The organism is Acinetobacter sp. CY81, from assembly GCF_059515925.1.
In genome coordinates, this window is record NZ_JCAKNC010000001.1 from 93,581 (window position 1) to 120,191 (window position 26,611).

The window sequence follows — 26,611 nt, forward strand, 5'->3', positions numbered from 1 at the left end:
TAAACCATGACCCTGATGTACCTATCAGGGTCAGTTACACAAAAGGTGAAGTATTATTTTGCTTCGAGCCAAGCAGTTAAATCTGCCATCACTGTTGCAAACTTCTCGTTAAGTGGCGCGCCACCTTGTGCCAAGTCAGGTTTACCACCACCTTTACCACCAAGCTCAGTTGCTAAGTGTTTGATGATGTCACCTGCTTTAATAGAAGCAGTGAAATCTTTAGCTACAGATGCGATCAAGCTAACCTTGTCACCCTCGACACCTGCAAGAACGATCACTGCATTTTCTAATTTTGATTTCACACCGTCATGTAGGTTGCGAAGTGTTTTCGCATCCATATTTTGAACAGTAGTGATTAATGTCTTGCGACCTGCAATTTCTTCAACTTGATCTAGAAGTTCAGCTGCTTGCAGGCTTGCAAGTTTTTGATTCAATTGATCGATTTGCTTAGACAAGCTAGATGCTGTGTCTACCAAAGCTTCAACTTTTTCTAAAGTTTGATCTTTTTGAGCTTTCAATAAACCATTAATGGTGTTGATGTCACGATCAGACTTTTGCGCAGCTTCGATTGCTTTCGTACCTGTAACCGCTTCAATACGACGTACACCTGCTGCAACACCACCTTCAGATGTGATCTTGAATAGACCGATGTCGCCTGTACGTTTAACGTGAATACCACCGCAAAGTTCGATAGAGAAGTTTTTCTCTTCAATAATAGAACCCATTGAAAGTACACGTACTTCGTCACCGTATTTTTCGCCGAACAGCATCATCGCACCTTTTGCTTTCGCAGATTCGATATCTAAAAGTTCAGTTGAAACAGCAGTGTTTGCAATTACTTCTGCATTGACTAAGCGTTCAATTTCTTGAAGTTGTTCAAATGACACAGGTTGGTCATTGGCAAAGTCAAAACGTAAAATATCTGATGCAACCAATGAACCTTTTTGTTGTACGTGAGTACCTAAGATTTGACGTAATGCAGCATGTAAAAGGTGAGTTGCAGAGTGGTTACGTGCTGTAGCCGCGCGGATGTCTGCTTTTACAGTTGCTTCAACATTTTGAGTAACTTTTAAGTTACCCATAGTCACGATACCTTGATGTACAAATGCACCGCCAGATTTTTTCGTGTCTTGAACTTCGAAAATACCTGTATCGTTTTTGAAGATACCCGTATCACCGATCTGACCACCACTTTCTGCATAGAAAGGTGTTTGGTTTAGTACGATTAATGCTTCATCGCCCTCAACCACTTCGTCAACTTGCTCGCCATCTTTATAGATTGCTACAATTTGACCTTGACCAGCAGTTGCGTCGTAACCATCAAACTGAGTTTCACCTTCAACTTTTACAACTGAGTTGTAGTCGATTGCGAATTTGCCTGCATCACGCGCACGTTGACGCTGTGCAGCCATTTCTACTTCAAAGCCAGCTTCATCAATCGTTAAATCACGCTCACGTGCGATGTCAGCAGTTAAATCTGTTGGGAAGCCGTATGTGTCGTAAAGTTTGAATACCACTTCACCTGGAATGACAGAACCTTTCAATTGAGCTAATTCGCCTTCTAGCAATTTCAAACCTTGCTCTAAAGTTTTCGCGAATTGTTCTTCTTCTTTCAGAAGTTGCGCTTCGATACGTGCTTGGTTTGCAGCAAGTTCAGGATAAGCAGCGCCCATCACTTCGATCAGTGGTTGAAGTGTTTTGTAGAAGAATGAACCTGTTGCACCCAACTTGTTACCATGACGCACTGCACGACGGATAATACGACGTAGTACATAGCCACGGCCTTCGTTAGAAGGGTTTACACCGTCAGCGATTAAGAATGAGCATGAACGTGTATGGTCAGCAACTACTTTTAAGGACGCAGGATATTGAACCGGAGTGCCTTTTTCAGCAGCTTCTGCTTCAAGTGCAGTAGTATCTAAACCAATGACTTCAGCTGCACCTTTAAGTACGTGTTGGAATAGATCGATTTCGTAGTTTGAGTTTACGTGTTGTAAAACAGCAGAAATACGCTCTAAGCCCATACCTGTATCTACAGATGGTGCAGGAAGAGGGTGGAGCACGCCATCTGCAGTACGGTTAAACTGCATGAATACGTTGTTCCAAATCTCGATGAAACGGTCGCCATCTTCTTCCGGAGTACCTGGTAAGCCACCCCAAATGTGATCGCCATGGTCAAAGAAAATTTCAGAACATGGACCACAAGGACCTGTATCGCCCATTGCCCAGAAGTTATCTGATGCGTATTGACCACCTTTGTTATCACCAATACGGATAATACGAGATTCGTCTAGACCAATTTCTTTGTTCCAGATTTCGAATGCTTCATCATCTGTATGATAAACAGTGGCATAAAGTTTGTCTTTTGGAAGACCTAACCATTGCTCATTGGTTAAAAAGTCCCAAGCAAATTTGATTGCATCACGTTTGAAATAGTCACCAAACGAGAAGTTACCCAACATTTCAAAGAAAGTATGGTGACGAGCTGTATAGCCTACGTTGTCTAAGTCGTTGTGTTTACCGCCTGCGCGCACACATTTTTGTGATGACACTGCACGTACGTAGTCACGTTTTTCTAGACCTAGAAAACAGTCTTTAAACTGGTTCATACCGGCATTGGTAAACAATAAAGTAGGGTCATTGGCAGGTACGAGTGAACTCGACGCGACACGTGTATGCCCTTGCGATTCAAAGTAACGCAAAAATGCTTCACGAATTTCAGCTGATGTCATAAAACGAGTACTCACAACCAAGTCACTCCATAATTTCTGATTTGCAAAAGTGTCACTGTCTAATAAGAATTAAGTTTCTTTGCAGCAACACAGGCTTATTTTTAAAAAACGCCAAATTATAACGGAAAATGTATGATGCACCAACGATTTTAAAGTCTTTTGATGACAATTTGCATTCAACCTATTTCAAAGTTAAGTATAAATCTACTTTTAAGATTTTATCTAAGCTGTTGTTATATTTTAAAAAGCATGTGAGGGGGGAGTTTCAACAGTATTTGATCTAATTTGTATAGGGTTTCTTGATGGATTAAAGTTAAATGAGCGACTTTTATTTACATCATTAAATATCAAATGATTCATCATTTTTACTGACTAAAGATAAAGCTAGAATTTATATCTGTATTTGCTTGAAATCTATTAATATAGGGGAGTCTTACTTTTCAATTCATCGAATAAGGGTTTCTAATGCAACAAGTGGCGATTAATGGATTTGGTCGAATTGGACGTAATGTATTACGTGCTTGGTTTGAAAATCCAAAGCATTTTGATTTTAAGATCGTCGCAATTAATGATGTCGCAGATGTAGATACCCTGATTCATTTATTTAAATATGATACGACGCATGGTCGTTTTCAAGGTGAAGTAGAACTGAGCTATGAAGGTGTTCAGGCTTACTTGAATATCAAATGTGGCGAATCTGAGTTGAAAGTTCAAGTCCATAGTCAAGCAAATCCTGAACAGCTGCCTTGGCAAAGTTTAGCCGTTGATGTGGTATTGGAATGTACAGGATTGTTTCGATCACGTGAGGCTGCCAGCAAGCATCTACAAGCGGGTGCAAAGCGGGTGATCATTGGTGCTGCACCATTTGATAGTGTTGATGCTGCGATTGTTTATGGTGTGAATCATCGTGACGTAAAAGCAACAGATCAAATTATCTCGAGTGTGTCTTGTACCACACAGGCTTTGGTGCCTTTGGTTAAAATCATTGATGATGCATTTGGTATAGATACAGCCTTGATGACTGAAATTCATGCCGTGACTGCAGATCAGTCGGTATTGGATCACGCACATCGTGATTTACGTCGCGCTCGAGCATCAGGTCAAAATATTATTCCAACAACATCTTCTGCACTTGGGGCGCTTAAAAATGTCATGCCGAAAATGGAGGGGCGCATCGATGGCTATTCGATTCGTGTGCCAACCATTAATGTTGCCGCGATTGATTTGACCTTTATTTCGCAATCACCAATTACATCGCATATTCTAAATGAAGTCTTAAGTGTTGCAGCACGCACGGATTATTCATGCATTATGGATGTGACCAATGAGCCTTTGGTATCGAGTGACTTTAATCACTCTCCATACTCTTTAATCGTGGATTTGAGTCAGACCATGGTGGTTGGACATCAAGCTAAAGTATTTGCTTGGTATGACAATGAGTGGGGATATGCAAATCGATTATTGGATTTGTGTGAGTCTTTTCAGGCATAAACGCTTTATAAAAAATATAAAGCCTAATGTTGAAAAAATGTTGTTGTACTCAAAATTTAAAATCTAAAAAATTTTGAAAATTAATCAACTATTTTAAATTAATCAATGATTTTAAATTAATCAGTATTTTAAAGTGAGCTGTGAATTTGAGTTCGGTACTTAAAATTCTAGTTTAATAGACTATAACATTATGGGGGAATAAGATGATTATTATTTGGTTGGTGGTGATTGTATTGGTCGTTGCGGTCGCAATTATGTTTTGGATGTTTATGAAAAAACAGCGACATCAAAATGTCGATGCGTTAGTCATTCAGCAATTGGAAAATAAAGTTGAGTCTTTAGAGCTTAATTTGCAGAAAACTTTGGAAATTATGCAAGATTTGGCGAGAAAAATGAATGTTCAGCAAGAAGTGCTGGATATCAATGCACAGAAATTAAAGCAAGTTGAAACTCAGAATGTAGAATTGGTTTCATTGCTGGCGAAAGTCGTAAATCCGAAATCTTAAGAATTGATATTGTTTCCTTGGTGATACGCTGAGGAGTGGCTTAAGGTCTCTATATTTTTAGTATTGTAAGATGCCGTTTTAGCTCATTGGTAAGTTCATTCGTAGACAAGAACACGGCGAGATATTGCACACCTTTATTTTTAGCATAAGGCATTAAAACCGAGCTAAAAGTGAATAACTTAATTTAATCTATTGACCAAATGGTAAAAATAGGCTGATGTAATCACTCATTTTAAGTCTAAACTAAAGTTTGATAATCTTAAGTCTTAATCATGCAAAGTAAGTTTTTTATTGATCCTCTAAAATTTGCTAATTTTTTATAAAAAAGTCTAATGCACAGCTAAAACTATCGTGGTAGACTAGGAGAAATCGGGTGTGTTCCCGATTTTTTTATGCGGATTCGTTCCGCACTGACAGGATTTAGGTTTACAACATGCCCATTTCAGAGACATGGTTATTACCTGATGGTGTAGCTGATGTATTACCAGAGCAAGCGCAAGTTATCGAAACTATGCGCCGTGAAGCCTTAGATTTCCTTGCATCTCGAGGTTATCAATTGGTGTATACGCCATTTATCGAATACATCGAATCTCTATCTTCTCTTTCAGAATCGAATCAAGATTTAGACTTAGCCACTTTTAAAGTTATCGATCAATTATCAGGTCGTTTACTTGGTGTGCGTGCCGATATGACACCACAAGTGGCTCGTATTGATGCGCATGTACATCCAGTAGAAGGTGTGGCTCGTTACTGCTACGCAGGAACAGTTTTACATACTAAACCTCAAGGTTTTAATACCACTCGTGCACCACTTCAGTTGGGCGCAGAACTATTTGGTTCAGACAGTATTGATGCTGATGTCGAAATGATCGATGTTATGCTCAACTTATTAAAAACAGCTGACTACGATGAGGGTATCCACCTTGACTTAGGTCATGTGGGCTTGTTCCGTAGTTTGGTTAAATTGGCTGGCTTAAATAAAGCAACTGAAAGTCAATTGTCAGATTTGTATCAACGTAAAGCATTGCCAGAGCTTGCAGAATTTACTCAAGATTTAAGTTTTGGTTCTGATTTTTATACATTAGGTCGCTTTGCGAGTGATTTAGAGGCTTTACAAAGCAATCTAAGTGCAGTTGTTTTGGCAGATGAAGCTTTTAAATTAGCATTTGATGCAGTAAAAACGACACAAACTGAAATTCAAGCGCGTTGGCCAAACCTACACATTGGTATTGATATCGTAGAACTCCGTTCATATCACTACCATACAGGTTTGATGTATGCGGTTTATGCACCAAATCGTGCGGCACCTTTAGCGCAAGGTGGTCGTTATGATGGTATTGGTGAACACTTTGGGCGTGCGCGTCCAGCAACAGGTTTTTCATGTGACTTATATGCATTAAGCTCAGGTCGATTTGAAGCAGTAACTGTTGTGGTGGCACCAAAAGGTACACAACACGATTTATTACAAGCCATTGAACAGACACGCGAACTGGGTTTCAGTGTGATTCAACTGCTTGGCAATGACACGATTAACTCTGTTCCAAATGCAACGCATCAGTTGGTGAATGCATCGGGTGAATGGACAGTAAAACAAATTTAATCTCTTTTCGATGATCTAGTTTTAACCATATTATCGAAAGGTTTTCTAATTTTAACAGCATGATGCAATGAGGCTATTATGGGCAAGAATGTTGTGGTACTGGGTACCCAATGGGGTGACGAAGGTAAAGGTAAAATCGTCGACCTGCTCACAGATCAAGCGGCTGCGGTAGTACGCTATCAAGGTGGACACAACGCAGGCCATACACTTGTCGTTGGTGGTAAGAAAACTGTATTACACCTCATTCCATCTGGTATTTTACGTGAAAACGTATTGTGCTTGATTGGTAATGGTGTGGTTCTTTCACCTGAAGCACTCATCAAAGAGATGGATATTCTTGAAAAAGAAGGCGTACCTGTAAAAGAACGTCTACGTATCTCGCCAAACTGTCCACTCATTCTTCCAAACCACATCGCACTTGACCAAGCGCGTGAAATCAAACGTGGTAATGCGAAAATTGGTACAACGGGTCGTGGTATTGGCCCAGCGTATGAAGACAAAGTTGCACGTCGTGCAATTCGTGTTGCTGATTTGGTACGTGGTGGCGAACATTTGAAAGCTCAGTTAACTGAACTTCTTGAATACCATAACTTCCAATTGACTCAATTCTACGGCGTAGAAGCGGTGAAATTAGAAGATGTATTGGCGCTTTGTGACCAATGGCGTGAAGTGGTTGCTCCACTGGTGATTGATGTGACTGGCGAATTGCATAAATACCGCAAAGCTGGCGAAAAAATCATGTTTGAAGGCGCACAAGGTTCACTCCTTGATGTTGACCATGGTACATATCCGTATGTAACATCTTCAAACACAACTGCTGGTGGCGTAAGCTCAGGTTCAGGTTTAGGTCCTTTGCACCTTGACTATGTATTGGGTATTACCAAAGCCTACACCACACGTGTTGGTGCAGGTCCATTCCCAACTGAACTTGTTTACGATGCTGCTAATGATGTTGGTGACGCGATTGGTAAACACTTAGGTACAATCGGTAATGAATTTGGTGCGTCTACTGGTCGTCAACGCCGTTGTGGTTGGTTCGATGCTGAAATTCTACGTCGTTCTGTAGAAGTGAATTCACTTTCAGGTATTTGCTTAACTAAACTTGACGTTCTTGATGGTTTAGAAGAAGTGAAAATCTGTGTAGGTTATGAAGCTGCTGATTCGGGTTGTGTAGGTTCTTCTGATGCGCTTGCATTTGAAACTTTAAAGCCGATCTACGAAACGATGCCAGGTTGGTCTGAATCGACTTTCGGTGCTAAATCTATGGATCAATTGCCACAAGCGGCAATTAACTATGTGAAACGTATTGAACAATTGATCGAATGCCCAATTGATATCGTATCAACTGGTCCAGATCGTGATGAAACAATCGTTTTACGTCATCCATTTGATGCTTAATTTTTAAGTATTAAATGAATCATAAAAAAAGCCCTTAAGAGGGCTTTTTTTATAACTTAAAATTGAAAAATGTGATAATTGTTTCATTTTTTACAAAAAATAACATATAGTTTACAAACTGAAAATAATGATTTTTCAATTTAAGAAATAAACAATAATTTAAATTTTTAGGTAAAGAATAATGTTTAACAAAAAAAGCTTATTGGGTTTGGGTTTAGTGGTTGGCTTGTCAGGTTGTACAACTGTTGCGGAACTCACAGGGAATGATACAGCGACATTAAGTTTAAATGCTGAACAAGATTATCAACTGATCGTGAATGACGCAAAAGCTCAAAAAGCATTAGATACAACTTCTTCAACATATAAACGTGTAAATTCAGTTTTTCTAAAAATGAAACCTTTTGCAGATCAAGCAAATGCGACAGGTCATACATTTGACTGGAAACTTAGTGTTCTTAAATCAAATGAATTAAATGCTTTCGTTATGCCAGGTGGAAAGGTTGTATTTTTCACCGGTATTGTAAATGAATTGAAACTGACTGATGCTGAAATTGCAGCAATCATGGGTCATGAAATGACGCATGCACTTGAAGAACATGCGAAGCGTGGTGCTGGTGCAACTGCGATTACAGATATGGCAGTTAAATTGGGCAAAAGCTATGCTGGAGATAAGCTTGGTTCAATGGGCTCTCAAGCGATTGATATTGGTAGTAAGTATGGCGTAGGTTTGCCGTATTCTCGTAATTTAGAGTCTAAAGCGGATCGCGGTGGTCTGATCTTAATGGCTAAAGCAGGATACAACCCTGAAGCAGCTGTTACAGTTTGGGAAAAAATGAACAAAGTAACAGGTGGTGAAGGCAATGGTGCACAGAAATTTACGTCTACGCATCCATCAAATAATGACCGTATTAAAGATTTAAATAAAAATATGGTAGAAGCAAAGCAAATTTATGCGGCTGCAAAAAAGAAGTAATTTGAGTAAGTTCAGTATTAAAGAGTGCCTTTAGGCGCTCTTTTTTTAGCGACTAAAGTTGATCTTGCATTAGGGTGATGATTTCATTTAAAACAGAGGATTATATAAATTTAAAAAAGTAGTGCTTGGATGCAAAAGAATATCGCGAATACCATATTTTATTCACTATTATTTGCTATGGGAGGAGCACCGACCATTGCGATGATCATTATTAATGCCCAAACCGTACAACCTGAAGTGGCATTCCAAGCTTTGATCGGTCTATCGGTGATTATTGCGTGTATTTTAGTACCTATCATTTTGATTCAAAATACGTATTTAATTATTAAACGTAAAAGTGCTGAGATTGAAAATAAGATACAACCAGTGGCAAATTTTTATTTGGCATTAAATGTTTTATGTTTGGTGTATTGGCTAATCATGCAATTTAGCTAATTACATAACTCATATGAAATAATTAAATTACAGATTTCAACTCCCAAATCAATGCAATATAATCCAAGAAAATAGATTTTAGCTATGATGGTTGGAGTAAAATAATGAAAAATAAGGTATTACTTACATTTTGTGCAGCTAGTGTTTTAACATTCAGTGGTTGTGCAACTGTAGCCGATATGTCTGGTGCCGATACAGCTTCTTTAAATGTTGTAGCGACAGAAGGTTTTAATAAAACGGTTGCGGAAGCGCGTACAAAAGGTGCATTAGATACTTCATCTTCAACATATAAGCGTATTAATGCAGTTTTTAATCGCCTTAAGCCATATGCTGATCAAATGAATCAGACTGGTACACGTTTTGATTGGCAGCTTGCTGTATTGAAAGCAGACACAGTAAATGCTTATGTAGCACCAGGTGGTAAAGTTGTATTTTATACAGGCATCGTGAATAAGCTTAAACTAACAGATGCTGAAATCGCTGCCATTATGGGCCATGAAATGGTGCATGCACTTGAAGAACATGCAAAACAAAAAATCGGTGCAAATGCTTTAACCAATCTTGCTTTGAATATTGGTTTAAGTGCAGCGGGTAGTAACGTTGGCCAGTTAGGCACAGCAGCAGCTCAATTGGGCAGCCAAATTGGTATTGGTTTGCCATATTCACGTAGCTTAGAAAGCCAAGCTGACCAAGGTGGTTTAATGCTGATGGCGAAAGGTGGTTATGATCCACAAGCTGCGATTACACTTTGGCAAAAAATGAATGCTGAATCTGGTGGTGGTAAGTCTGCATTCTTATCTACGCATCCATCAAATTCACAACGTATCGAAGCAATGCGCAAAAATTTACCTGCAGCTCAAGCTGTTTACAGACAGCGTTAATTTTCGATCAAATAAAAAAGGATGCTCAGGCATCCTTTTTTATTTTTATTCCTTTATTTAGTGTTTTTCACTGGGGGAAGGAGATATATGCTTATGGCGCTGGATTAGGTTGTTGCTTATGGATAGCTTCTACACCTTGTAAAATTTCATCTGAGAGTGTGCTATCAAACGCATCAATATTTTCTTTAAGTTGCTCTAAATTGGTTGCCCCAATAATGGTACTTGTGACAAAGAACTGTTGTTTGATGAACGCGAGTGCAAGTTGAGTGAGTGTTAAACCATGCTGTTCTGCAAGCTGTGCGTACTGTTCTGTAGCCCATAAGCTTTCGGGGTTACTGTAACGGCTAAAACGAGAATACAGTGTAATACGCGCATTGGATGGGCGTGCACCATTTCTAAATTTTCCAGTTAAATAGCCAAATGCCAAAGGAGAATATGCAAGTAAGCCAACACCTTCATAATGAGCAATTTCTGACATGCCTACTTCATAAGTACGGTTTAATAAATTATATGGATTTTGAACGCTCACAAATTTATCCATGCCTAACTTTTCAGCCAGTTGCAGGAACTTCATAGTTCCCCAAGGGGTTTCATTCGATAGACCAATAGAACGAATACGCCCTTTATCAATTTCATCTTTTAAAGCAGAAAGTGTTTCTTCAAGTGGCGTGATATCTGTGGTCAGAGTTGATTCTTGATTACCATAGCCAAGTTTGCCAAAAAAGTTGGTAGGACGTTGCGGCCAATGTAACTGATACAAATCAATATAATCTGTTTGTAAGCGTTTTAAATTACCATCCAACGCACTTTCAATATCCGATTTATTGAATCGCGTATTTCCATCACGGATGTGGCTACCACCTTGGGAAGGACCTGCAATTTTTGAAGCAATAAATAGTCTATCGCGTCCACCACGTTCAGCAATCCAATTGCCAATAATTTGTTCTGTCGCACCTTGGGTTTCAGGTTTAGGTGGAACGGGATACATTTCTGCGGTATCCCAAAAGTTTAAACCACGGTCTAAAGCATAGTCGAGTTGTTGAAATGCCTCATGTTGTGTATTTTGCTCACCAAAGGTCATGGTACCCAAGCAAATTTCAGGGACTAATATTCCAGTCTGTCCAAGTGGCTTAAATTGCATAATATTAATCCTAAATATCGCGGTTAATTTATCAAAAATTTTAAAATGATAAGGCTGTGTTTGAGTGTAGGTACTTTAACTGAGTTATAAGGTTTGCTTAATTCAAATAGTGAAAAACAATGTGAATAAAAAATCAAAACAAAATGATATTAATTTTGGCAAATAAAAAAGCAAATCCGAAGATTTGCTTTTATGAAAACGATTTTTAATGATTATTCGTCATCAGCATCATCGAAGTCTTCTTCAGCTGCATTCACAGCTTCTAAAGATGCATCAAAGATCAAAATGGCTTTACCATCAGTTTCAATCATGCCTTGTTCTTCAAGCGTTTTAAGAACACGACCAACCATTTCACGTGAACAACCCACGATACGACCAATTTCTTGACGCGTAATACGGATTTGACGACCATTAGGTAGGATCATCGCTTCTGGTTGACCAGAAAGGTCGATTAAGCAACGTGCGATACGACCTGAAACATCAATAAATGCAAGGTCAGTCACTTTACGAGTTGTATTTTTTAGACGACGAACAAGCTGTGCAAATACAGCGTAGCTCAAGTCTGGATATTGTTTACTTACTTCATGGAAATTTGCATACGAAATTTCAGCAATCTCGCAAACATCACGAGTGCGAACTTCCGCTGTACGCTGTGGGTTTGTTTCAAACAAGCCCATTTCCCCGAAAAAGTCCCCTGGGTTCAAATATGCAACAACAATTTCACGATCATCATCTTCACGTAAAATAATTGAAACCGACCCTTTTAAAATTAGATACAGAGATTTTGACTCAGAGCCCGCATCGATAATCGCAGTACGCTTAGGAAAGCGATTGATATGCGCGCGCTTGAGTAAAGCTTTGACAGATTCAGGAAGTTGACCTGGTGACAAAGCATCTGTACTAAGTTGTGAAAAATTAGAAGTCATGCTTTTTAAATTCCGAATTTGATAATTACTAGATCTAAGATCTGAGTTGAACTTCCCACATTAAGCAAAGAGATGAAATTCCTTATCAACTCAAATTATGCTAGTGTACAGTACTAGGTAAATTTATAGCTTTTTTTAGGTAGTTGCAATGCATACTAGCGTACATTGGTTAGAGAATGTTGCTTTTGAAGCAAAATCTGAGAGTGGTCACCAAATTGTCATGGATGGTGCTGAAGCTTACGGTGGTGAAAACCGTGGTCCACGTCCTATGGAATTGATATTAATGGGACTTGGTGGGTGTGCTTCATTTGATATTGTGACTATTTTAAAGAAATCACGTCAAGATGTGACCGGTGTTGTTTGTGAGCTAAAAGCTGATCGTGCTGACACAATTCCAGCCGTTTTTACGAAGATTCATTTGCACTTCGTCGTCACAGGTAAAGCAGTAAAAGAAAAGCAAGTCGCAAAAGCAGTTGAGTTATCTGCTGAGAAATATTGCTCTGCAAGTAAAATGCTTTCTGATGGTGGTGTGATCATTACGCATGACTTCGAAATTATTGAAGCTGAATGAAAATTAAATAAATGATTGAAATAAAAGGCAACTTCAGTTGCCTTTTTTATTGGGGTTTATTTGGGTGAATCATTCGCTTTTATGTTATTTAAAATAGTGCGAATGACTTAACCCTCAACTTAAGCAAATATTTTCTGAATGATTTTGAATAAGTGGTGATATAGAAATGATGTGCATCAACAATACTTGTAGATATGTATTACATTTTAATTATTGAGCATTGAATAAAATTGAAATCACTAAAAGCATAACTGCCTACATATATTGAAGGCAGTTATCTTGATTTTAAGACCTAAAAATTAAGGTTCATCTATCGCCAATTTTATACGCGATTATGGTTTTTTAATGGCGAGATGCTTTGAGTGGCTTCGCTCGTCTAAGTTGGTGAAGTACAGAGACCAGTAAATCAATTTCTTCAGTAGTGTTATAAAAAGCGAGAGAAGGGCGAACGGTACGTTCTACGCCGAAACGACGCAAAATAGGCTGGGCACAATGATGCCCAGTTCGCACTGCAATTCCGTATTGATTGAGAACTTTACCCACCTCTTCAGTTTCATATCCTTCAAGAACAAAAGACATGACGCTAGCTTTGTTTTTGGCAGTACCAATTAAACGTAGCCCAGAAACACCACTCAAGGCATTCTGACCATATTCAAGTAAGTCATGTTCATAGCGTGCAATATTGTGAATACCAATACTTTCCACATATTCTAGAGCTGCACCGAGTCCAACTGCATCTGCAATGTTGCCTGTGCCTGCTTCAAACTTATTAGGAGCGGGTTGGTAGATAATCTGTTCAAAAGTAACATCTTGAATCATATTGCCACCACCTTCCCAAACAGGCATCGATTCAAGTAATTCTGACTTTGCATAGACTGCACCAATGCCTGTAGGTCCAAAGACTTTATGTCCAGAAAAGACAAAGAAGTCTGCATTTAATGCAGTCACATTTGTTGGCATATGCGAAACGGATTGCGCACCATCAATCAGGACACGAACACCAGCAGCGTGTGACAAGGCAATGATTTCTTCAGTGGGTGTAACTGTCCCTAAGGCATTTGACACTTGAGTGATGGAAACCAATTTGGTTTTTGGATTCAGAAGTTTAATGAATTCATCTATTTTAATTTGACCTGTATCATCTACAGGAATCACACGTAATTTTGCTCCTGTTTCTTGGCTCAATTGAAACCAAGGGACAATGTTGGCATGGTGCTCCAAATGGGAAACAATGATTTCATCGCCAGCTTGAATATTTTGCTTACCCCAAGATTTTGCAATTAAATTAATCCCTTCAGTCGTGCCACGGACAAAGAGAATATTTTCAGCCTTCGGAGCACCGATAAAGCGCGCAACAACATTACGAGCATGTTCATAAGCATCGCTTGCTCTTGCTGCTAATTCATGTGCCGCGCGGTGAATATTTGAATTTTCATGTTTATAAAAATGACAAATACGTTCAATCACTGCGAGTGGCTTGTGGGTTGTTGCTGCATTATCAAACCAAACTAAAGGTTTTCCATTGATACGCTCTTGAAGAATAGGAAAATCTTGGCGTATACGATGAATATCAATCGGTTGATACGTCTGTAAACTTGAAGGAAATTGAGCTGCTTCTTTTTTTTGAGTGCTATAACCACTATCTACATAGGGATCATTTAAGAAATAGAAGCCTGATGCAGGGGAATCGGGCTTATTATTTTTATCCAATAGTGCAGAGCGGATACGTTGATCTTCATTGACATGTAAATGATCAAAAGCAAAAGCATTCTTCACAGGAGCTTGTTGTTGATTAATCGGTTGAATTGTTGTTGATGTGGCTTGTGAAGATTGCTCATTCAAAAAATAAAAAGGTGATGTCTCTGTATTTAATGGACTAACAGCAGCTAATGGACTAACACCACCTAATGGGCTAATAAATGGGAAGCGAATTGAATCAAACGGATTTTTTTCAATATCCGAATGAGGATATGCATTGGGTAAGCTATTGATCGGCGGGGTTGGTGTAAATGAACCAATTGAGGTTGGATCAGGTGTATGTGCACCTCCAATTACAGGTGCAGATGATGCAATCCGTCTCTCTGGGTGGTCAGCTGTTGGATTGATATATTGTTGGTTAAACTGTGGGTTTAAATGCTGTTGTTGAACAATACTTGGCACTCTACCGCCCAACGCTAGAAATGGATCTTTGGGTTGAGGAGCATGAGTAATATTTGCATTGGGCAAATCTAAATTTAGCCCATGATGCTGTTGTCCTAAATTGGATGCGCTACTTTGGTTTGGCAGTGCAGAGAAAAACTCTGCAGCCAATCGTGTAAGTGTCTCTTCGTTTAATCCTATAGCTGACGGAAGGATATTCACATCAAGATTAGGCGTAGAACATAAAGGGGAATTATTTATAACTTGTTGGATAGTCATGATACTTATCTACCTCTACATCTTCTAAAACGGCTAAAGCATCATCTGTAAGTACAGCCAATGAGCAATAGAGCGAAATCAAATATGAAGCAATGGCATTATGATTGATTCCCATAAAGCGTACGGATAATCCAGGTGCTTGTTCACCTGCTAAGCCTGGTTGGAATAATCCAACTACACCTTGACGCTTCTCACCGACACGTAACAAGATGATTTTGGTTTTACCACCTTCCACAGGGATCTTATTAGAGGGAATAAGGGGAATACCACGCCAAGTGATAAATTGAGATCCGAATAAGCTTACAGTCGGAGGTGGAACGCCACGACGGGTACATTCACGACCAAATGCTGCAATTGCATCTGGATGCGCTAAAAAGAAACCAGGCTCTTTCCAAACTTTTCTGAGTAGATCGTCGAAGTCATCTGGCGTAGGTGCACCTGTCAGGGTAGAAATACGTTGTTCATCTGCAACGCTTGCCAACAAGCCATATTCAGGGTTGTTAATCAATTCACTTTCTTGACGTTCTTTGATGGTTTCAATCGTCAGACGCAGTTGTTCTTTGATTTGATCATGTGGGCTACTATATAAATCTGAAACGCGAGTATGGATGTCTAGAACAGTAGAAACACCGTTCAGGAAATATTCACGTGGATTCACTTCATAATCAACAAAAGTCTGAGGGAGTGTAGCCTCATCACGTTGTGTGCAAGCAACTTGAATATCGTCCGTATTGCTGACTTTATTGACGCGATAAATACCTGCTTCAACAGGTGTCCATTGTAATAAATGCGTTAGCCAACGTGGTGTAATCGTCGAAAGTTGTGGAACAGTTTTTGTTGCATTTGCCAGTTGGCGTGCTGCTTGATCGCTCAGAGCTTGGCGTGCAATTTCTTGATGTTTAGCCATGTGAATCCTTTATTTATTTTTAGAAAAATTGAAAATTTAAAACTTTTAAAAACGTATAGACGTAAAGATCCTCTCCTTGAATTGATTCAACTCAAAAATTGCAGTGTGATGATTAGATTGGTTCTTGTTTTAGACGAGCTTCATTTCAGCTTAGATTGCTTTAAGCGTGATTATTTTTGTATCGGAGCTATTGTCGCTCTATCTGTTGCTGTTCTATATGTCGAATCCAAATTATTCTTGTATCCAAGGAAGTTGATGAAAGCGCCATCCATTAAATATGCCACGCTGATTGTGTTCATCTAAATCACCTTCAAAGCCTTGGTCAATGTTATATACAGATTCAAAACCTGCGTTGAAAGCAACATTTGCAGCAGCTGCGGAGCGTTTGCCACTTCGACATAACAGTAAAATGATTTTGTCTTTACCCACTTTATTTTCAAGTTCTTTGGCAAAACGTGGATTACGATTTAAAGAGATGCCTGTTGCCCAAGGGATATGAATGGTATTTTCAATCAGTCCAACAAATTTACGTTCTTCTAAAGTTCGAACATCCACGATGACCGCTTGCCCAGTTTGAAATAGTAGCCATGCATTGTGAGGTGTAACTGTACCTGTAAATTCTAAATAGTGATCCTCAGCCAATTTTTTTGCTTGGCTTAAAATCTCATTTAATTGGTCAGTCGTCACTTGAGCTTGATTCACTGCACTGTTCATGGTCATACCTATAAAATCATTCATATTTTTTGTGAGCATAGATTTTGACATTCACAAGTTAATCAGTGCATAAACACATCAAGTTCATTTGCTTAACTCAAATGAACGAGCTATTGATCATGTATAGATTCACCTTGTATTTGCAAAACAACTATGCATATTCAGTATTATTAATATATCTATTTTATTTATTCATAAAACTAATAAAAATTCACTTACATATTCTTATTTTGAAAATAGCTACATAGTTTAAAAGTGCATATTCATATAGAAAATTCTTTTATCCAATTTTGACATAATCACATAACATTCATCTTGAATTTGGAATAAGCATTTTTGCATCTTGAGTTTGAAATGATTTCTACTTATTGAATGGTTTTGGATTTAAAGAGATTAGATAACATTAAACACAAGACTAATTTGATGTTGTTGCATTTTTATTTACAAATGTTCAATGGTGATTTATAGCTGTGGTGTTTTAAATCACCTGTATCAAACAGTTTTTATTATTTTATAACGATAAAATGTGGTGAGTTGAATGGCTTGGAATATTCATAAAATAGTTGATGATCTTCAAAATGTAAGACATGAGTGGAGAGTTCAGCAAAATAGCCTAAAAGATGATGGTGGACGTGAGTTACCATCACGTACTGAAATCAAAAAAATATTACATGATCTGTGTGGCATCTTATTTCCAATGCGTCTTGGACCACATGATCTTCGTCAACAAAGTGAAAATTTCTATATCGCGCATACTTTAGAAAAAACCTTATATGCGCTACTGGATCAAGTGAAACTTAACTTGTCTTATGACTTAAAATATAAAAAACAGCCAGTTAATCAAGTTGAGATCAGCACTCAAGCCGAGCAAATAGTGCATGACTTTGCTGAGCAGTTATCGTCTATTCGAAGAATCTTAGATACCGATGTGATTGCTGCTTATCAGGGGGATCCCGCTGCTCGGAGTGTGGATGAAGTACTGTTGTGCTACCCGGGAATTGTTGCAATCACTTATCATCGAATTGCACATGAATTTTATAAAAAAGATTTGTCACTTTTAGCGAGAATCATTGCTGAAATTTCACATTCAAAAACAGGAATTGATATTCATCCAGGTGCTCAAATTGGGCAAGGCTGTTTTATTGACCACGGAACAGGTGTGGTGATTGGTGAAACTTGTGTGATTGGTCAGAATGTTCGTATCTACCAAGCTGTGACTTTGGGTGCGAAACGCTTTGAGGTGGATGAAGATGGGCGCTTACAGAAAGATTATGCACGCCATCCAACGGTTGAAGACAATGTGGTGATCTATGCGGGTGCAACTATATTAGGTCGAATCACGATTGGTGAAGGGGCAATTATTGGGGGGAATGTATGGATTACGCAGAGCGTTGCGCCGTTTAGTGCTGTTTCACAAAGTTCGCTGACTAAAACTCAAGTCACATGATATTCACTCGGGAATGAGATAAAACTTAGATTTTGGAAATTCAATTATATATTGTTGATCTTTCTGATAAATACTCAGCTCGTTCAATGGTGCTTGGAATTGAACATTATTTAGTTCAAAAATGTTAAATCCTTCAGGTGAGTATCCACCGATATAATGATTTCCTGAGGATCGGTTCCCAGTCACCACTTCATGGATGATTTTTTCATTGGTCACTTCTTGCAAGCTGGGATGATTACACAACTTGATTTTTTGATCTTCGATCAATGTATCTAACAATGGTGTATTGATGATAAGTCGAGAATATCCTTGTTGTTGAACTAAATAATCCATTTGGTGTGGAGAGAAGGAGTGCAAGCAATCGACTTGAGTTAATTGGGATAAAAGTTTGTCATGATAGTTTGTCGGGAAACTTTCGGGTAGATCATCAAAAGTAATGGTTTGATCTGAAATGGTATATCCCGATTTATAAATCAGCGTAGATGAAAGATCTTGAAATAAACTTGCGATATTTTGAACCAGTTGTTGAATGATTTTATAGGTGATTTTTAGAATATCGAGTAGGGTGAATTCGTTCTCATCTAAATCATTTGTAGGTTGAGTAACATCAGTACTATTCAAATCCTCATATATAATTCCATCAAAATTAACTTCATCGTCATTTTTCTTACGATACTTTTTTTCTTGAATCAGTGAATCAATTAGCTCATTTCTAATCTGTTGTCCATTAATGATATCGAGTTTTCTAACAGTTGTATGATTAAGATCAATCTCGAATCCGATGATGGAACGAGATTCAGAGACGTTTTGATTGTCATGGCTTAGTTCTTTAGAAGGTACAAATAAATGATTGGATTCGTTTAGAAGTAAATAGGATTCATGCTCCTTTGCTATGGGTATGTCGATTTTTTTGATCATTTTTCGATTATAAGGTTGATGATGAGGGAGTACGCAAATTTTACGCTTTTGCTCTTCACCACAAATATAAGCAGTAATATTTTGATTGATTGCAATTTCAGTTATGGATCGAATCGAAATAGGTTGGTATTGCTGTTCTTTTGCGATAGTGATGAATTGAGATATATTTTTGAAACGTTGAGCATCAATATAATCAGGCACTGTGTATCCACAGCCATTCAATAGAAAAGAAAGTGGAAAAATTAAGATAAAATTACGGAAACAGAACATTCTTATTCTTCTCAATGTCACGCCAAAGGCGTACTTTTATTTATAGTAAAACGATTATTATTTTTTTGATCTTAACATAGAAATTTTCATTTTAGGGTCTTGAAAAAGATAGGCCATGCACAAATATTATAACTGAATTACATCTGTAAATAAAATCATATAACTTTTTGAAAGTTATCAATATATTTTAAATATTTAACTTGAAATTTTAACAATTAAACCCATTTATGTTCCAAGTACAAAATTTGTTGTGAGGAAAATAAGAATGCGTTTTGAAAAATTTACGAATCGCCTACAGCAAGCATTATCTGATGCACAGTCCTTAGCTATGGGTAAAGACCATACTGCGATTGAAGGTATTCACATTTTATCGGCACTATTGGAAGAACCTGCGAATGTTAGCTTGCTACAACAGTCAGGTGCAAATTTAAGAGATTTACAGTCTAAGCTTCAACAAGCTTTAAGTGATGCAGCAACACTGTCGAATCCAACAGGCGATATTAATTTAAATCCCGAAGCTGTACGTGCCTTAAATTTGGCTGATAGTTATGCACAAAAGGCAGGTGATGAATTTCTATCAACGGATTGGGTGATTCTAGCCTTAGCTGAAACAGGTGCAACGAAATCTTTACTCACCAATATTGGTGTGACATCAGACAAATTACGTAAAGCAATTGAAAATATTCGAGGTGGCGAAAAAGTCATGGCAAATAATCATGAAGATCAACGTGATTCACTGAATAAGTACACCATTGATTTAACCGAACGTGCAATGGTCGGTAAGCTTGATCCTGTGATTGGGCGTGACGAAGAAATTCGCCGTACCATTCAGGTATTGTCACGTCGTACCAAAAATAACCCTGTACTCATTGGTGAGCCAGGTGTGGGTAAAACCGCGATTGTTGAAGGTTTAGCACAACGTATTGTCAATGGTGAAGTACCTGAAAGCCTGAAAGGTAAACGTGTCTTGTCTTTAGATTTGGGTTCTTTACTTGCCGGTGCAAAATACCGTGGTGAATTTGAAGAACGCTTAAAAGCAGTACTCAAAGACCTTGCAAAATATGATGGTGAAATCATCCTGTTTATTGATGAGTTACATACCCTTGTCGGGGCCGGTAAGGGTGATGGTGCAATGGATGCAGGCAATATGCTTAAACCAGCATTGGCACGTGGTGAGCTTCGCTGTGTGGGTGCAACGACACTGGATGAATATCGTCAATTTATTGAAAAAGATGCTGCACTTGAGCGCCGTTTCCAGAAAGTATTGGTCGATGAACCGAGTGTTGAGGACACGATTGCTATTTTGCGTGGTTTGAAAGAGAAATATGCAACGCATCATGGTGTGCAGATTTTAGATTCAGCGATTATTGCTGCTGCGAAAATGTCTCATCGTTACATTACTGATCGTCAATTGCCTGATAAAGCCATTGATTTGATTGATGAGGCTGCTTCACGGATCAAAATGGAAATTGACTCAAAACCTGAGCCATTAGACCGTTTAGACCGTCGCTTAATTCAATTGAAAATGCAGCTTGAAGCAGTGAAAAAAGATGCGGACTCAGTGAGCAAGGCTGAAGTGACCCATTTGGAAAAACAAATTGCTGAGGTTCAAAAAGAATACAACGATTTGGAAGAAGTATGGCGTGCTGAGAAAACCCTTGTTGAGGGTACAAACCAAGCGCAGGTTGAGCTGGATAAAGCGCGTACAGCTTTTGATAAAGCGCAGCGTGAAGGTGATTTGGCTGAGGCGAGTCGTTTGCAATATGGTGTGATTCCTGAATTGCAAAAGCGCTTGAATGAAGAAGAGGTTTTGGAAGTGAATGAAGAGCCAAAACTGATTCGGACAAAAGTCACTGAAAATGAAATTGCTGAAGTGGTCAGTGCTGCAACGGGTATTCCGGTGTCGAAAATGCTGCAAGGTGAGCGTGAGAAACTTTTACAGATGGAAGCGTTCTTACACAATCGTGTAGTCGGTCAACATGAAGCGGTGGTTGCTGTTTCGAATGCGGTACGTCGTTCGCGTGCAGGTTTATCTGATCCAAACCGTCCAAGCGGTTCATTCTTATTCCTTGGACCAACAGGTGTGGGTAAAACAGAGTTAACCAAAGCACTCGGTAACTTCTTGTTTGATAGTGATGATGCGATTATTCGTATCGATATGTCTGAGTTTATGGAGAAACACTCTGTGAGCCGTTTAGTGGGTGCACCTCCAGGATATGTGGGTTATGAAGAAGGTGGTGTATTAACTGAAGCTGTTCGCCGTAAACCGTATAGCGTTGTGTTATTCGATGAAGTGGAAAAAGCACATCCAGATGTGTTTAACATCCTGCTTCAAGTGTTAGATGATGGTCGTTTGACGGATTCACAAGGCCGTGTGATTGATTTTAAAAACACAGTGATTGTGATGACATCAAACCTCGGTTCAAATGATGTACGAGAGCTAGGTGAGAATGCATCTGAGCAAGATGTACGCTCTGTGGTGATGAGTGCAGTTTCTGAGCATTTCCGTCCAGAGTTTATTAACCGTATTGATGAATTAGTGATTTTCCATAGTTTGAAAAAAGCGCAAATCCGTGGAATCGCAGATATTCAATTGGATCGATTACGTGATCGTTTGGCCGATCGTGAGTTGAGTCTTGCTGTAGAAGACAGCGCATTTGATCAATTGATTGATGCAGGATTTGATCCGATTTACGGTGCTCGTCCACTTAAACGTGCAATTCAGCAACAAGTTGAAAATAGCTTGGCTCAGAAAATACTAGCAGGTGATTTTGTGCCCGGAGATACCATCGTCATTAAAAGCGAAGATGGAAAACTTGTGTTTGAAAAAGTAAAACTAAGCTAATCACTTGTGTTTTAATCATTTAAGTTGAACTAAAGACTTAAACGTTCATTCATCTGAAAAACCCAACCTCGGTTGGGTTTTTTTATTGTTTAAGCTATGTTTTTGTAAAAAAATAAGATATAAGTTTGCCATTGTTAAGTTGATCTGATTAATATCCACAGGTCAGGGAAAGGCAGTGATTCAAAATGAAACGCATAAATGAATCTAAAATAATAAAGTCGCAATGTATGCGCCCTCAATGGATTGATCAATATGTTGGAATTAAAACGACTTCGTAAATTTAAAAATGAACCGTATAGCGAATATAAGCCTGTTGAAAAAATCACATTGCTTGATATGAAAACCATGTATGGGATTTTTGAACAATACTATCTCAACACAACATTTCAAATTTTTGAAAAAGATCTCATGGAAAAAACGGGCGTATTTATTATCCGTGATCCACATGATGTGCTTGTTGGATTTTCTACAGTCACTGAGCGTGATTTTGAAGTTGATGGCATTGTTCATCATGCTTTTTTTAGTGGTGATACGATTATTGAGCAAGCTTATTGGGGTAATCGTGCACTGCAAAGAGCGATGTATCGTTATATTATTTCCTTCAAGTTTAAATACCCGACCAAACCGATTTATTGGATGTTGATTAGTAAAGGTTTTAAAACTTACTTATTGTTAGCCAATAACTATTTTACCTATTACCCACATTGTGATCAAAAACATCAACGGCTTGAACAGCATGTAGATGCCTACTGTAATCAATATTTTGCAAAATATTATGATAAGAAGAAAAAGCTCTTAAATTTTGGTGATGATTATCAGCCCTTAAAACCTGATATTGCACCGATTACAGATGAGATGCGTGAAAAAAATAAAAAGATCGCTTTTTTTGAAGAGAAAAATCCAACATGGATAGCAGGGACAGAGTTGCCATGTATCGGTGAAATTCATTGGACGGATTTATATCGTTATATCCATCGTTTTTTGACCAAATCAGGCAGTAAAGGTCAGGATGATCGGTCACCAAAAGTCATTTCAGAAGATGTAGCTGTGAATGATGAACCTTCTAAGGTGGCTTAATTGTGGGGTTGATCTTATATAGTTCGCATCAAATATTGTCTTTGGCATGCCAAAAAGCCTATTCCCAATTTTATAAAGAGGCAGATCAAATTGAGCATGTGCAAAGACAAAAATTAAATCAGATTTTAGAGCAGCCTCACTTAAATTATGAGGAGTTCATTGCTCAGTATCCGATCACACGATATGCAGCTTGGAAAGCTCAGATTGAACAATCCAGAGAACAAGCGATTAACTCGCTCAATTCCCAAAGGGTGGTTCGATTCCAACCCACCAGTGGTTCAAGCGAAGCGCTTAAATTTATCCCTTATACACAAGGGTTTTTGGATGAATTGGATCAAGCCATAGGGTTGTGGCTTGGAAGTTTATATCAGCATTATCCTGAGTTAAAAAACACCACACATTATTGGTCTGTTTCATGGTTGCCAGAGAGTCAACGAAAGCTAACGCATAACCAAAACTTGAATGATGATAGTGCTTTATTAAGTTTTTCAAAGCGAATGTTGACCAAAGTAACTCAGTCTGTGCCGACTGAAATTGCACTGGCTGAAAGTGCTGAGGATGCAATGTTTGCAACTGCGACTTATTTGGTTGCAGATGAACATCTTGGTCTGATTTCAGTTTGGAGTCCAACCTTTGCGCTACAGCTTTTAGAGATCATTCAACTGCATCAAGATGAAATAGTTGAAACTTTACAAGTAGGGCAATGGCAACGTCAGTCACTACAATTTTTGGAAGCACCAAAAAATAAGCTTCAAAGCTGCAAGTTAAGACATTTGAATTTAGAAGATGCTCAAGCATGGAAAATGCTTTGGAATAAACTCACCTTAATTTCAAGTTGGGATACAGCCAGTGCGGAACATTGGGCTGCAATTTTAAAACAAAAAATATCAGGCATTGCATTTGAAGGAAAGGGGCTCTGGGCTACGGAGGGAGTGGTTACCATACCTCTTGATGGTCATTATCCATTGATGTATCAGTCGCATTTTTATGAGTTTTTAAACTTGGATGATCAACAGGTCTATCCAGCTTGGCAATTGAAAATGGGTCAACACGTTAGTCCAATTCTAACCACTGGCTCAGGTCTAACGCGCTACATTATTGATGATGAGTTAGTCGTTACGGATTTCTACCAAAATGTGCCATGTTTTAGATTTATGGGGCGTAAGATGACGGTGGATTTGGTCGGTGAAAAAATTGATCATTTTACTGCTTTAACCGTGATTGATCATTTTAAACAACATGATTATCTACCTATGAGTTTATTGGGTATTGAGCAATCACTTCATAAAAAACCGCACTATGTGTTACTGAGTGAAGGTAATTCAGAGGCAATTGCAGATTCATCTGTTTTGGATCAATTATTAAAAAAGAACTTTCATTATGAGTTGGCACGAAATTTAGGTCAGCTCGATGAGCCAAGTGTGAAGCATGTGGATGATGCTTGGGATTATTATAAAAAATTAGCCATGCATAATGGGATGATTGAAGGAAATATCAAACCAGAACCGCTTAAAAAAATAAAAACAATGGTGGATTAATATGGATGTCGGATTGACGTATTTCCAGTCGGATAAAAATGATCAGCTAATCGTTCGTGATGCAACTAAACAAAATAATCATCAGCTTTTGACATTGGTTGCTGAAACGATGCCCAGTAATGGCATGATTCTATCCTTTGAACGTGGTGACAGTTATTTTAAAGCGACATATGCTCAATACCATCAACCTGAAATCAAAGTTGTGGTTGAAAAGCATCAACCCGATGTGATTATTGGGATGATGAATATTGGTTTTAAACATTGTTATATCAATGAACAGCTTACGCAAATTCGTTATGTTTCTGATTTAAGGATTAATCCTTCTTTTCGCGGTAAAAAAGTGATCGAAGTATTGATGGATTATTTATATAGACACGTTCCGTTAGATGCTTTTTTACAAAGTGTGGTGCTTGAAGATAATCAAAAAGCCAGACACATGCTCCATCAAAGTCGTCCTCATTTTCCTGAGCCTTACATTTTTGATCAGATCACGACTTATAATATTTCGAAAGCTTCATATTCAAGGTCGTTTGAAAAGTTTTCTACGCGGATACTAACGAAGGATTTAATTGCTATTGCGAATCAATTTGTCGATCAAATGAAGCAATATTATAATTTTTTAACAGCCCATGATTTTCATGATTTATTCACTGGCAAGCACCCATTTTGGGTGGGTATGCATCCACAAGACTTCAAATTGATTTTTGATTCAAATCAACAAGTGGTTGGAATATTGGGATTATGGAATCAAAAAAGTTTTAAACAAACCAAAGTACTTGAGTATTCTCCAAGTTTGAAATATTTAAGACCTTTTTATAATGTGTATGCCTATTTGACCCAGCAGATCATGTTGCCTCAAATCGGTCAATCATTTGATTATTTGATGTCACATAGTGTGCTTTGTGAGCCAAGCCGATTAGATGTTTTCGCATATCAGTTGTATCTCATGAATGTTGAAACTAAAAAATTTGGTAAATCTTCGTTTTGCATCACACTGAGTGATGATGATCCAAGATCAGTGATTGCGAAACAAAGTCGTTCACATCAAATGCATGCAACGCATACACTACATAGTTTTCAGAATAGTCCAATAGGTCAATTTGATCGTTCAAAAATTTCTTATTTTGAAGTTGGTAGATTGTAGAATTTTCGAATAATGAGGGATCTTTATTTTGAATAAAGTTGCTTATCGGAATATTGAAGAATATCTTGCAACTTTGATTAGAAAAACTATATTAAAAAGAATATAAAAATAAAATGGATGTTGAAGATGAATCAGCAGAACGGTGTTTTTTCTAAAAAAAGAATTGTATTCACGACATTATTGATTGCTACGACGGCAGCTGTATATGCACAAACGGTTGATGATGATGTACTTGCCACACAAAGTGCAGGGGATCAAAAAGTCAGCCCTGAAATGATTAGTTTAGTGAAGCATGATGCTCATATTCCATTAGAACAACAATTGGATAAGCATCAACACTTAGCCAAAGAACAAGCTGATCAGATCAATAAGGAAAATCTTGAATCTACAGCTGCATCTGATTATGAGATTAAGAAAAAAACAGATAACTCTAAATTGTTGGCAGATGAAAGAAAGGTCTATATACCCGGTAAATCATCAGGTGTAACTGAAATTACGATCCGAGAAAGTAGTATGCGTTTTAATAGTACAGGCAATGTTCAAGGCTCAGGAACTGCAACGGTGAAGCTGAATAATTATTAACGGTTGGCTTTAAACATACTCATAAAAAAGAGTTTGAAGATTCATCTTCAAACTCTTTTTCATTTTTATAACATTCGATTCAAACGAATGTTAAAGC

General features: G+C 38.1%; 21 protein-coding genes. 14 read left to right on the top strand and 7 right to left on the bottom strand.

Going from position 1 to position 26,611, the window contains the following annotated elements; all coding sequences use genetic code 11:
* Positions 1 to 53 precede the first annotated feature (53 nt).
* On the bottom strand, positions 54 to 2,747 hold the full coding sequence (gene alaS / locus AC5YDM_RS00460) for an alanine--tRNA ligase (RefSeq protein WP_496150162.1): 2,694 nt from the start codon (positions 2,745 to 2,747) through the stop codon (positions 54 to 56).
* 450 nt (positions 2,748 to 3,197) lie between these two features.
* On the opposite strand from alaS, the gene AC5YDM_RS00465 reads away from it, so the two are divergent.
* The 7 genes from AC5YDM_RS00465 (at position 3,198) to AC5YDM_RS00495 (ending at position 10,016) form a co-directional block, all read left to right on the top strand.
* Positions 3,198 to 4,223 (top strand): type I glyceraldehyde-3-phosphate dehydrogenase, encoded by a 1,026-nt coding sequence (locus AC5YDM_RS00465; protein ID WP_496150163.1) that lies wholly within the window; start codon positions 3,198 to 3,200, stop codon positions 4,221 to 4,223.
* Positions 4,224 to 4,426: 203 nt separating this feature from the next.
* Positions 4,427 to 4,729, top strand: coding sequence for a hypothetical protein (locus AC5YDM_RS00470; protein ID WP_496150164.1), 303 nt, complete (start codon positions 4,427 to 4,429; stop codon positions 4,727 to 4,729).
* A 433-nt stretch (positions 4,730 to 5,162) separates the two neighbouring features.
* Positions 5,163 to 6,329 carry an ATP phosphoribosyltransferase regulatory subunit gene (locus AC5YDM_RS00475; RefSeq protein ID WP_496150165.1) on the top strand — a complete coding sequence of 389 codons (1,167 nt, stop codon included), beginning with the start codon at positions 5,163 to 5,165 and terminating at the stop codon, positions 6,327 to 6,329.
* A gap of 78 nt (positions 6,330 to 6,407) precedes the next feature.
* Complete coding sequence (locus tag AC5YDM_RS00480) at positions 6,408 to 7,727, top strand: adenylosuccinate synthase (RefSeq protein ID WP_496125655.1); 1,320 nt, start codon at positions 6,408 to 6,410, stop codon at positions 7,725 to 7,727.
* A gap of 181 nt (positions 7,728 to 7,908) precedes the next feature.
* Complete coding sequence (locus tag AC5YDM_RS00485) at positions 7,909 to 8,700, top strand: M48 family metallopeptidase (protein WP_496150166.1); 792 nt, start codon at positions 7,909 to 7,911, stop codon at positions 8,698 to 8,700.
* A gap of 129 nt (positions 8,701 to 8,829) precedes the next feature.
* Positions 8,830 to 9,135 (top strand): hypothetical protein, encoded by a 306-nt coding sequence (locus AC5YDM_RS00490; protein WP_496150168.1) that lies wholly within the window; start codon positions 8,830 to 8,832, stop codon positions 9,133 to 9,135.
* Positions 9,136 to 9,239: 104 nt separating this feature from the next.
* Entirely contained in the window at positions 9,240 to 10,016 is a 777-nt protein-coding gene (locus AC5YDM_RS00495; RefSeq protein WP_496150169.1) for a M48 family metallopeptidase, read from the top strand.
* Between the two features lie 91 nt (positions 10,017 to 10,107).
* On the opposite strand, the gene AC5YDM_RS00500 is transcribed toward AC5YDM_RS00495, so the two are convergent.
* Together AC5YDM_RS00500 and crp are read right to left on the bottom strand one after the other, a co-directional pair.
* Positions 10,108 to 11,157: an NADP(H)-dependent aldo-keto reductase gene (locus AC5YDM_RS00500; RefSeq protein WP_496150170.1), complete on the bottom strand. Its 1,050-nt coding sequence runs from the start codon at positions 11,155 to 11,157 to the stop codon at positions 10,108 to 10,110.
* Positions 11,158 to 11,369: 212 nt separating this feature from the next.
* Positions 11,370 to 12,083, bottom strand: coding sequence for a cAMP-activated global transcriptional regulator CRP (gene crp / locus AC5YDM_RS00505; RefSeq protein ID WP_496150171.1), 714 nt, complete (start codon positions 12,081 to 12,083; stop codon positions 11,370 to 11,372).
* 148 nt (positions 12,084 to 12,231) lie between these two features.
* Here crp and AC5YDM_RS00510 point away from each other — a divergent pair, with 148 nt between their 5' ends.
* The gene (locus AC5YDM_RS00510; protein ID WP_496150172.1) at positions 12,232 to 12,654 is read left to right on the top strand and encodes an OsmC family protein; all 423 of its coding nucleotides are present in this window, start codon (positions 12,232 to 12,234) and stop codon (positions 12,652 to 12,654) included.
* A gap of 342 nt (positions 12,655 to 12,996) precedes the next feature.
* On the opposite strand, the gene AC5YDM_RS00515 is transcribed toward AC5YDM_RS00510, so the two are convergent.
* From AC5YDM_RS00515 to AC5YDM_RS00525, 3 genes are all read right to left on the bottom strand, one after another.
* Positions 12,997 to 15,072, bottom strand: a complete 2,076-nt coding sequence (locus tag AC5YDM_RS00515; RefSeq protein ID WP_496150173.1) for a family 2A encapsulin nanocompartment cargo protein cysteine desulfurase — start codon at positions 15,070 to 15,072, stop codon at positions 12,997 to 12,999.
* Positions 15,047 to 15,979 (bottom strand): family 2A encapsulin nanocompartment shell protein, encoded by a 933-nt coding sequence (locus tag AC5YDM_RS00520; protein WP_496150174.1) that lies wholly within the window; start codon positions 15,977 to 15,979, stop codon positions 15,047 to 15,049. The genes AC5YDM_RS00515 and AC5YDM_RS00520 overlap by 26 nt, the downstream gene beginning before the upstream one ends.
* Positions 15,980 to 16,210: 231 nt before the next feature.
* Positions 16,211 to 16,699 carry a rhodanese-like domain-containing protein gene (locus AC5YDM_RS00525; RefSeq protein ID WP_496150538.1) on the bottom strand — a complete coding sequence of 163 codons (489 nt, stop codon included), beginning with the start codon at positions 16,697 to 16,699 and terminating at the stop codon, positions 16,211 to 16,213.
* Between the two features lie 532 nt (positions 16,700 to 17,231).
* Between AC5YDM_RS00525 and epsC the strand changes: the two genes are divergently transcribed.
* Positions 17,232 to 18,140, top strand: coding sequence for a serine O-acetyltransferase EpsC (epsC, locus tag AC5YDM_RS00530; protein ID WP_496150175.1), 909 nt, complete (start codon positions 17,232 to 17,234; stop codon positions 18,138 to 18,140).
* A gap of 3 nt (positions 18,141 to 18,143) precedes the next feature.
* On the opposite strand, the gene AC5YDM_RS00535 is transcribed toward epsC, so the two are convergent.
* A complete protein-coding gene (locus AC5YDM_RS00535) occupies positions 18,144 to 19,259 on the bottom strand; it encodes a hypothetical protein (RefSeq protein WP_496150176.1) in 1,116 nt (371 codons plus the stop codon).
* Between the two features lie 334 nt (positions 19,260 to 19,593).
* Here AC5YDM_RS00535 and clpB point away from each other — a divergent pair, with 334 nt between their 5' ends.
* The 5 genes from clpB (at position 19,594) to AC5YDM_RS00560 (ending at position 26,514) form a co-directional block, all read left to right on the top strand.
* Positions 19,594 to 22,173 (top strand): ATP-dependent chaperone ClpB, encoded by a 2,580-nt coding sequence (clpB, locus tag AC5YDM_RS00540; RefSeq protein ID WP_496150177.1) that lies wholly within the window; start codon positions 19,594 to 19,596, stop codon positions 22,171 to 22,173.
* Positions 22,174 to 22,425: 252 nt separating this feature from the next.
* Positions 22,426 to 23,250, top strand: a complete 825-nt coding sequence (locus AC5YDM_RS00545) for a hypothetical protein (RefSeq protein WP_496150178.1) — start codon at positions 22,426 to 22,428, stop codon at positions 23,248 to 23,250.
* Positions 23,251 to 23,252: 2 nt separating this feature from the next.
* Positions 23,253 to 24,788, top strand: coding sequence for a GH3 family acyl-acid amido synthetase (locus tag AC5YDM_RS00550; protein WP_496150179.1), 1,536 nt, complete (start codon positions 23,253 to 23,255; stop codon positions 24,786 to 24,788).
* 1 nt (position 24,789) lies between these two features.
* On the top strand, positions 24,790 to 25,932 hold the full coding sequence (locus tag AC5YDM_RS00555) for a GNAT family N-acetyltransferase (protein WP_496150180.1): 1,143 nt from the start codon (positions 24,790 to 24,792) through the stop codon (positions 25,930 to 25,932).
* A 126-nt stretch (positions 25,933 to 26,058) separates the two neighbouring features.
* Complete coding sequence (locus tag AC5YDM_RS00560; protein ID WP_496150181.1) at positions 26,059 to 26,514, top strand: hypothetical protein; 456 nt, start codon at positions 26,059 to 26,061, stop codon at positions 26,512 to 26,514.
* Positions 26,515 to 26,611: the final 97 nt, after the last annotated feature.